Consider the following 2,454-nt stretch of genomic DNA (forward strand, 5'->3'; position numbering starts at 1 on the left):
TTTCAGAATCACAAATGCTTCGTACACTTGCTTGGAAAAGTCAACGGCAAAGAAAATCCAATTGTTGACGCATACAGGTTGCTTTTATACGATTAGGCTCTTTGATTCGACAATCCGGTCAATTATTCGACCGTGCCGAAAGGTACAGACAACCCCTTGAATCGGTCGATAAAATTCCGCTAACGGTAGAAAATCGTGGAGAACAGTCGCGCTGCCAGGCACTAAAACGTAATTTTACCCGTATTGTGTTTTGTCATGCAGTCAACCATTCAACGTAACCGGGTCATTCTACTACACCTCTCATTCTGGTGTGTATACCTTTCATTCTTTGTATACCAGATGGCCTCGTTTCGCAGACACGAACATGAAATAGAACCGATGGAGATTTTCATGCAGGCTGCCTCCAATGGTCTCTTCAATATATTCGTAGCGTATCTCAACTATTTTATTTTTTTGCCGCGATTTCTGGAGCGTAAAAAAACCGGCCAATACCTGCTTGAGTTTTTTATACCGTTCATCATACTCATGTTCTTCCGCGTACACCTGCAGCGTTATCTCGTGGATGGTTATACTTATCAGGCACACTATTTCTACAATACTATATTTATCGTGCAAGCAGGGGCAACCAGTCTCTTCATTGTAATTTTTGTTGGTATGCTTCGCTTTGCACAGGAGTGGTTTGAGTTTGAAGCGAAGAAAAAAGAAGTTGAAAACGAACGACTGCAGGCAGAGCTTAATTTTTTGAAAGCGCAGATCAATCCACACTTTCTTTTCAATACCCTCAACAACCTGTATTATCTCGCGTATTCACAATCGCCCAACACCACAGAAGTAATCGCCAAGCTTTCGCAGATGATGCGCTATATGATCTACGATACCAACTATCAGCAGGTATTGCTGAGTAAGGAGATCGAGTATATGCAGAACTATATAAGTCTTGAACGACTGCGATTGAACAACCAGATACCGATTGATTTTAAGGTAGAAGGCAACGTACAGGATGCGCGTATATCGCCTTTCATCTTTATCACGTTCCTCGAGAACGCATTCAAACATGGCATTACCGCCAACAGTACCGATGCCTGGGTGAAAGCCAGTCTTATAATGGAAGGCAACAACTGCACCTATATTGTAGAGAACAGCAAACAAGCCGCACCAAAAAACGGACACAACAGCAAGTCGGGCATTGGATTACAAAATGTTCAGCGTAGATTAGACTTGAGTTACCCGGGGCGACATACGCTGAAAGTAGAGAACACTCCGGAACGCTATACGGTTGAACTGAAACTTGCTTTATCGTGAGTATATCTTGCCTGATTGTTGATGATGAACCCCTGGCGCGCAGCCTGATGACAGACTATGTAAAGAAGGTGCCCTACTTATCTTTACTCGAAGCATGCTCCAGTCCGCTGATGGCGATCGAGATATTGCGCAAGACTCCGGTTGATTTACTCTTTCTTGATATACAGATGCCGGAGATAACCGGTATATCTTTACTCAAAGCATTGCAAAAGAAACCGATGGTAATTCTCACCACGGCCTATTCTGAATATGCATTGGAAGGATACGAGCTGGATGTAGTGGATTATTTACTAAAGCCTATTACGTTCGAGCGTTTTCTTCGTGCCGTAGATAAAGTAAATCTGCGATTGAATACAGCACCTGCCGCCATCGTTACTCCTGCCGATAAAACAACGCCCGATCCTTCGCAGCCTTTTGTATTTGTGAAAGACGGAACCAAGCTGGTAAAAGTACGCTGGGATGATATACTCTTTGTGGAAGGACTGAAAGACTACGTTACCATTCACACCAAACAACAGAAGATTGTTACGCTGCAGCGACTGAAAAGTCTGGAAGAACAATTACCGGCCGAGAAGTTTATACGCATACACCACTCCTATATTGTAGCCGTAGAAGCCATCGATGTTATACACAAAGGCGAAGTACAGATCGGCTCTGCTACTATACCTATTAGCGACACCTATCGCAAGGCCTTTAAGGATTTTACCGACAAGAACCAGATGCAGTAACGATCGCTTCTCTTTATAGCAATCGTTTGAATATAGTTAATCAGCAGTAAGCTCCAGCCCGTCTGCTATATATCTGCCGATATAGATGTTTCTCAGCATAAAAAAAGGTATTATTAGCTAAGCATTACGCTACTGTTAACCCAGGCGTAGTCACCACACTTAGCGAAGCTATACCTATGTCTATCAAAGTTGCCATCCGCCACAAAACATCTTACGAATACGATCGTGCTATAAATATGTCGCCTCACATTTTCCGGCTGAGGCCCGCACCCCATTGTCGCACGCCTATACTTTCGTATTCCCTCAACATCAAACCCGAAAATCATTTTATCAACTGGCAGCAAGATCCGTTTGGCAATTACCAGGCGCGTGTTGTGTTTCCGGAGCAAACCCGTCATTTCTCTTTTGATGTAGAAGTGCTCGC

At 43.6% G+C, this 2,454-nt stretch carries 3 protein-coding genes; all 3 read left to right on the forward strand.

Features of this window, described 5'->3' with window-relative positions; genetic code table 11:
- The first annotated feature begins 255 nt into the window (after positions 1-255).
- Positions 256-1,302: a sensor histidine kinase gene (locus tag VIN08_RS27970; RefSeq protein ID WP_331972950.1), complete on the forward strand. Its 1,047-nt coding sequence runs from the start codon at positions 256-258 to the stop codon at positions 1,300-1,302.
- Entirely contained in the window at positions 1,299-2,030 is a 732-nt protein-coding gene (locus VIN08_RS27975) for a LytTR family DNA-binding domain-containing protein (RefSeq protein ID WP_331972952.1), read from the forward strand. Before VIN08_RS27970 ends, VIN08_RS27975 begins: the two co-directional genes overlap by 4 nt.
- Positions 2,031-2,206: 176 nt before the next feature.
- The coding region (locus VIN08_RS27980) for a transglutaminase N-terminal domain-containing protein (RefSeq protein ID WP_331972954.1) at positions 2,207-2,454 on the forward strand (248 nt) is incomplete at its 3' end.

Origin of the sequence: Ohtaekwangia sp., assembly GCF_036568665.1 — a bacterium.
Lineage (GTDB): Bacteria > Bacteroidota > Bacteroidia > Cytophagales > Cyclobacteriaceae > Ohtaekwangia.